Source organism: Burkholderia sp. PU8-34 (assembly GCF_053427725.1).
Window position 1 is genome coordinate 308859 of sequence record NZ_JBSAXC010000009.1, and the last position, 6582, is coordinate 315440.

5 protein-coding genes are annotated in these 6582 nt (G+C 65.8%); all 5 read right to left on the reverse strand.

The genetic code is table 11. From position 1 onward, the window contains the following. Positions 1 to 24 precede the first annotated feature (24 nt). Positions 25 to 1203: an acyl-CoA dehydrogenase family protein gene (locus ACV22Z_RS22565; RefSeq protein ID WP_448078482.1), complete on the reverse strand. Its 1179-nt coding sequence runs from the start codon at positions 1201 to 1203 to the stop codon at positions 25 to 27. Between the two features lies 1 nt (position 1204). Beyond that, entirely contained in the window at positions 1205 to 2056 is an 852-nt protein-coding gene (locus ACV22Z_RS22570) for an enoyl-CoA hydratase family protein (protein WP_448078483.1), read from the reverse strand. Beyond that, a complete protein-coding gene (locus tag ACV22Z_RS22575; RefSeq protein ID WP_448078503.1) occupies positions 2053 to 2601 on the reverse strand; it encodes a MarR family winged helix-turn-helix transcriptional regulator in 549 nt (182 codons plus the stop codon). The genes ACV22Z_RS22570 and ACV22Z_RS22575 overlap by 4 nt, the downstream gene beginning before the upstream one ends. A 71-nt stretch (positions 2602 to 2672) precedes the next feature. Continuing rightward, complete coding sequence (locus tag ACV22Z_RS22580; protein ID WP_448078484.1) at positions 2673 to 3446, reverse strand: SDR family NAD(P)-dependent oxidoreductase; 774 nt, start codon at positions 3444 to 3446, stop codon at positions 2673 to 2675. A gap of 1 nt (position 3447) precedes the next feature. Next, entirely contained in the window at positions 3448 to 5814 is a 2367-nt protein-coding gene (locus tag ACV22Z_RS22585) for a bifunctional salicylyl-CoA 5-hydroxylase/oxidoreductase (protein WP_448078485.1), read from the reverse strand. Positions 5815 to 6582: the final 768 nt, after the last annotated feature.

Below are 6582 nucleotides of genomic sequence, written 5' to 3' on the forward strand. Positions count from 1 at the left end.
CGAGACCTCCGTCTCTGACGAATATCAATGCGTAGCCGGGGGGACTGCGTTGCGCAGCAGCTCGCGCGCGATGATCAATTGCTGCACCTCGGTCGCGCCTTCGTAGATGCGCAGCGCGCGAATCTCGCGATACAGGCGCTCGACCGGCTGCCCGCTGACGACGCCAAGCCCGCCCCACATCTGCACGGCGGCGTCGATCACCTGCTGGGCATTCTCGGTGGCGGTCATCTTGGCCATGGCGGCTTCGCGCGTGACGGAGCGGCCCTGGTCGCGCTGCCAGGCGGCGCGATAGGTCAGCAGCGCGGCACTGTCGATGGCGGTGGCCATCTGGGCGAGCCTGGCTTGCGTGAGCTGGAAATCGGCCAGCACACCGTTGAACATCTTGCGCGAGATGGCGCGCGTCAACGCTTCGTCCAGTGCGCGGCGCGCAAAGCCGAGCGCTGCGGCGGCCACCGACGTGCGAAACACATCCAGCGTGCGCATCGCCACCTTGAAGCCCTCGCCTGCCGCGCCCACGCGCTGGCTCGCGGGAATCCGGCAGTGGGTGAACCGCAGGCGTGCCAGCGGGTGCGGCGCGATCACGTCGATCCGCTCGGCAATCTCGAGACCCGGCGTGTCGGCATCGACGATGAACGCGGAGATGCCGCGCGCGCCCGGCGCCTCGCCGGAGCGGGCGAACACGACATAGAAATCGGCGATCCCGCCGTTGGAGATCCACGTCTTCTCGCCGTCGAGCACGTAGCTGTCGCCGTCTTCACGCGCCGCGCAGGCCATGGCCGCCACGTCGGAGCCGGCGTCGGGCTCGGACAGCGCAAAGGCAGCGATGGCGTCGCCGCGTGCCACCTTGGTCAGGTAGCGCTTGCGCTGTTCCGGCGTGCCGTGCAGCGAGATGGCACCCGAGCCGAGCCCCTGCATGGCAAACGCGAAATCGGCCAGACCGGAATGACGCGCCAGCGTTTCCCGGATCACGCAGATGGCGCGCGTATCGATGGCGTCGCCTGCGCCGCCATGCGCCGTGCCGCCGATCGCGTGGCGTAGCCAGCCGGCCTCGCCGAGCGACTTCACCAGCGCACGGCATTCGGCATCGACGTCCGGGCCGTGGTCGTGCGGGATGTGCCGGGCCGCCCAGGCATCCAGCTCCGTCGCAAGCCGGCGATGCTTGTCGTCGAAGAAAGGCCACTGCAAGTAGTCGACGTCATGCATGTCAGTTGCCCTCGAAGGCCGGCTTTTGCTTCGCGACAAACGCGCGGTACGCACGTGAGAAATCTTCCGTCAACATGCAGATCGCCTGCGCCTGGGCCTCGGCCTCGAGTGCCTGTTCGATCGACATCGTCCATTCCTGGTGCAGCATGGTCTTGGTGATGCCGTTGGCAAACGACGGGCCGGCTGCCAGGTCGGCAGCCAGCGCCTGGGCTTGGGACAGCAACTCGGCCGGCCCGCACAGGCGATTGAAGAACCCCCAGCGCTCGCCCTCGTCGCCGCTCATCGAACGGCCGGTGTAGAGCAGTTCGCTGGCACGGCCCTGGCCGATGATGCGCGGCAGGATGGCGCACGCGCCCATGTCGCAGCCGGCCAGGCCGACGCGGTTGAACAGGAAGGCGACCTTGCTGCGCGCGGTACCGAGCCGGAGGTCGGAAGCCATCGCCAGGATGGCGCCCGCACCGGCACACACGCCGTCGATGGCCGCGACGATGGGTTGCGGGCAGACGCGCATCGCCTTGACCAGCTCGCCCGTCATGCGTGTGAACATCAGCAGCTCGGGCGCATTCAATTGCACGAGCGGGCCGATGATCTCGTGCACATCGCCGCCGGAGCAGAAGTTGTCGCCGGCGCCGGCCAGCACGATGGCCTTGATGTCGCCGGCCCACTTGAGCTGGTGGAACAGGTCGCGCAGCTCGGCGTACGAATCGAAGGTCAGCGGGTTCTTGCGCTCGGGCCGGTTGAGCGTGATGGTGGCGACGTTGCCATCGACGCTCCAGAGGAAATGGCTGGCCTGGTAGCCGGCAAGCGGGCGGCAGTTGCCGGCCAGCAGGGCCGGATCGATGTGGGCGTTCATGGTTTGGATGCGTTCAGTAACGGTGGATTGTCGCGGGCGTCCAGCTCGCTGCGCTCCGTTTCCCGGCGCGCAAGGTGCACGCGCAGGCGGCCGAGCTGCGCGTAGAGCGCGTCCTTGTCGGCAGCACTCAGCCCGTCGAACATCTCGATCAGCCAGCGCTCGTGTTCGCTGGCCATTCCGGCAAAGTGACGGCGCCCCTGCTCGGTCAGCACCACGCGAAAGGAGCGGCGGTCTTCCGGATCGACCTCGCGCTTTACCAGCCCCTCTTTTTCCAGCTGGTCCGTCAGGCCGGTCACGTTGCCGCCGGTCACCATCAGATAGCGCGACAGCACGTTCATGCGCAGGCCGTCCGGATGGCGGTCGAGCTGGGCCAGGTAGTCGAAGCGCGGCAGCGACGTGCTGAATCGCGTGCGCAGGCGCTGACGGATCTGCTGTTCGATCTGTGTGCAGCAGGCCAACAGGCGCAACCAGATCTTCACGTCCATGTGGTCGTCGGCCTGGGCACGCGCTTCGCGGCCGATCCGCGCGTCGCCCAGCGACTGCACCAGCTTGTGGTGACCGGCGGCGCCGGTGGTACGCACGGCCCGAGCGGGGCTGCGCGGTTTGCGTAGCGTGCTCACATGACCTCCCCGCCGGAGACCGAGACGGCTTGCCCGGTGATCGACGCCGCACCGTCCGAGCACAGCCACGCGACGGTATCGGCAACCTCATCCGGCGTTACCAGCCGGCCTTGCGGATTGCACTTGACCAGCTCATTGCGTGCCTCCTCCGCGCTGCGGCCGGTGCGGAGGACGATACGGCTGATGCTGTCGCGCACGATGTCGGTGTCGGTGTAACCCGGGCACACCGCGTTGACGGTCACACCGCGCGTCGCCAGTTCCAGCGCCAGCGAGCGCGTCAGGCCGATCACGCCATGCTTGGCTGCTGCATAGGCAGACACATACGCATAGCCACGCAGTCCTGCCGTGCTCGCCACGTTCACGATGCGCCCGCGCCCGCAAGCCAGGACATCGCTCAGCGCCGCCTGCGTGCAGAGGAATGTGCCGGTCAGGTTGACAGCCAGCATGCGCTGCCAATGCTCGAGCGTCGTCTTGGCAAACGATGCGCTCTCGGCCTGGCCGGCGTTGTTGACGAGGATCGAAATCGGCCCGAGGCCGGTGCGCGCGACCTTGAAAGCAGTGGACACGCTGTCCGAATCCGATACATCACACGTCACCGCCTGGGCGCAAGCACTGGCCGGCAACGTTGCGGCCATGGCGTCCAGTGCGGCGGCCTGTCGGCCCATCAAGGTGAGCGTCGCGCCTTCGGCGGCCAGGCGCGCGGCAATGGCCGCGCCAATGCCACGGCCGGCGCCGGTCACCACGGCATGGTGCCCTGCAAGCGTCGCCATGTCAGACCCCCTGCATGCGGTTGGCCTGCTCCAGCGGCGACAGCCCGGCCGCCTGCGCGGCCATCGCGCGCTCGCGTTCGAGGTTGCGCTCGAGCTGCAACTTGCCGGCGCGGTATTGCTTGGGCCACGGCATGTCGAGATAGCCGATGCGCGCAGCCTCGTTCAACGTCCAGGCCGGGTTGGCCAGATGGGGGCGCGCCACGGCGCACAGGTCCGCACGGCCAGCCGCGATGATGCTGTTGACATGGTCCGCTTCTGAAATCGCACCCACGGCGATGGTGGCAATGCCCGCCTCGTTGCGCACGCGATCGGCAAATGGCGTCTGGAACATGCGGCCGTACACGGGCTGTTCCTTCTTGCTCACCTGGCCCGACGAGCAGTCGATCATGTCTGCGCCCGCTGCCTTGAAGATGCGCGCGATCTCGACAGCATCGTCCGGCGTGATGCCGCCTTGCACCCAGTCATGCGCGGAGATGCGCACCGACATCGGCTTGATTGCAGGCCACACGGCACGCAACGCGCGAAAGACTTCGAGCGGATAGCGCAGCCGGTTTTCCAGCGAACCGCCGTACTCATCGTTGCGCTGGTTGGTCAGCGGCGAGATGAACGACGACAGCAGGTAACCGTGCGCGCAATGCAGCTCCAGCCAGTCGAACCCTGCCTCGGCAGCCAGTCTGGCGGCGTGGACGAAGTCATCCCGCACGCGGTCCATATCGTCGCGCGTCATGGCCCGCGACCATTGGCTGATGCCGTCCAGATATTGTTGCGGCGAGGCGGAGATCAGCGGCCAGTTGCCCTCCGGCAGCGGCAAATCGACACCTTCCCACGCCACGCGCGTCGAGCCCTTGGCGCCGGCGTGGCCAAGCTGGATGCCGAGCTTGGCATCGCTGTTGGCATGCACGAACTGCACGATGCGCAACCAGCCATCGCGCTGCGCGGTGTTCCACAGGCCCGGGCAGCCCGGCGTGATGCGCGCGTCGGGCGACACGCAAGTCATTTCCACCATCACCAGACCGGCACCGCCCATCGCACGCGAACCCAGGTGAACCAGGTGGTAATCCGCCGGCATGCCGTCCACGCATGAGTACTGCGCCATCGGCGATACCACCACGCGATTCTTGAGCGTGACGCCGCGTACAGTGAATGGCGTGAACATCGGTGGCACGGGACCATGATCGGATGCGCGCCGTCCGCGCGGCAGGCCGGCCTGCGCCGCAATCCAGTCTTCGAAGGATTCGAGGTACGCCTTGTCGCGCTGGCGCAGGTTTTCGTGGCTGATGCGCTGGCTGCGCGTCAGCAGCGAATAGGCGAACTGCTCGGTCGGCAGGCTGGCGTAGCGGGCGACGTTCTCGAACCATTCGGTCGAATTGCGCGCGGCGTTCTGGATGCGCAACACCTCGACGCTGCGCACCGCTTCATAGTGCTCGAGCGCGCCCGTGAGATCGCCGGGCTGTTGGCCAATGCAACTTGCCAGCTCGATGGCATCTTCCAGCGCCAGCTTGGTGCCCGAGCCAATCGAGAAATGCGCGGTGTGCGCGGCATCGCCCATCAGTACGACCGGCGCGCACCCGTTATGGTGCACCCAGTGCTGGCACACCACACGCGGAAAACGGATCCACTGCGCCGAACCACGCAAGTGCACAGCGTTGGACATCAGCTTGTGGCCGTCCAGGTATCTGGCGAACAGGCGCTCGCAAAAAGCGATGCCCGCCTCTTTTTCCATCGACTCCAGGCCAGCCTTGCGCCACACGTCTTCGGGCGTCTCGACGATGAAGGTGGAGGTGTCGGCATCGAAACGATACGCGTGCGCCTGGAACCAGCCATGCTCGGTCTCCTCGAATGCGAATGTGAAGGCATCGAACAGCTTGTGCGTGCCGAGCCAGACAAAACGGCAGCGGCGCATGTCGATGTCGGGCTGATAGTTGGCCGCGTACCTGGTGCGGATGCGGCTGTTCAGGCCATCGCTGGCGATGATCAGATCGGCGTCGCCATAAGCGGTGTCATCCTGCACGTCGGTCTCGAAGAGCAGCTTGACCCCTGATTCCTCGCAGCGGGCCTGCAGGATATTCAACAGCCGCTTACGGCCAATGCCGCAGAAGCCGTGGCCGCCCGAGCGGACCACCTGGCCGCGGATATGGACTTCGATATCGTCCCAATGGTTGAACGCATCGAGGATCTGCGCGGCGCTCTTCGGATCGGCGCGTTGCAAATTGCCGAGCGTCTGGTCGGAGAAGACGACGCCCCAGCCGAAGGTGTCGTACGGCCGGTTTCGCTCGACCACGGTGATGTCGTGCGTCGAATTCTGAAGCTTCATCAGCAGACCGAAGTACAGCCCGGCCGGGCCGCCGCCGATACAGACGATCTTCATGGAAACTCCCCCGTCGGGTGCCCTTTTACATTAGGTATAAATAATTGACTTGTAAAGTAATGGGTCAACGAGAAAGGCCGGGGGTAAACGCCGATCCGGGCCGGCAAACCCCGCTCGAGCGCGAATGGATTCCGCTCCGGCACGGTCGGCAATCACGAGCGCTACGGTTGCGTGGTCAAGCGCATGTTGCGATATGGCTTCTCGTCATCGAGGTGTTCTGTGTTGCGTGGTCAAGCGCTGAAGGAAGCCACCCAATCGGAATGTCCGGTCAGACCGAATGAAAAATCCTCGCCTCGCGGCTGGACTTCATGCACCAGGCCTTGGCGCTCCTTGCCGCTCCTTGCATGCGTCGCCACGATCTTGTGGCGCGGTTGAGTCCAAATATCGATGTTGCGTCGCACAAGCGCACCAGCTATAATTACAGGTTCCCCATTCTCTGCGCGCACCAGAAACCGCGAGAGGCATTCCGGCCTCGACTGTCCGTGCGCCACCCCACGATTTCGTTCGCACCCCGACGAGCTTCGCTTGCCGTCAGGTCCGCGGCGATCGTCGGCCAACTCTGTCGAGGAGAAAGTATTGGCAAATCCGGTTCGTGATGACTCCGCATCCCGCGTGAGCCCAGCTACGTCAAAGACCGCCCACCGCACCCCAAAGGGAAAGCCCCAGGGCGTCGCGACACCGCAGGACATCGCGTCGATGGCGCGCCAGGACGAGGAGCGCCAACGCCAGATGCGTGCGCTGATCGCGCTTGGCCGTGAGCGCGGCTAC

Excerpts from the sequence above, each read along its gene's own strand:
- ACV22Z_RS22565 (WP_448078482.1), bottom strand. The coding sequence starts at position 1,203 with ATGCATGACGTCGACTACTTGCAGTGGCCTTTCTTCGACGACAAGCAT.
- ACV22Z_RS22570 (WP_448078483.1), bottom strand. The coding sequence starts at position 2,056 with ATGAACGCCCACATCGATCCGGCCCTGCTGGCCGGCAACTGCCGCCCG.
- ACV22Z_RS22580 (WP_448078484.1), bottom strand. The coding sequence starts at position 3,446 with ATGGCGACGCTTGCAGGGCACCATGCCGTGGTGACCGGCGCCGGCCGT.
- ACV22Z_RS22585 (WP_448078485.1), bottom strand. The coding sequence starts at position 5,814 with ATGAAGATCGTCTGTATCGGCGGCGGCCCGGCCGGGCTGTACTTCGGT.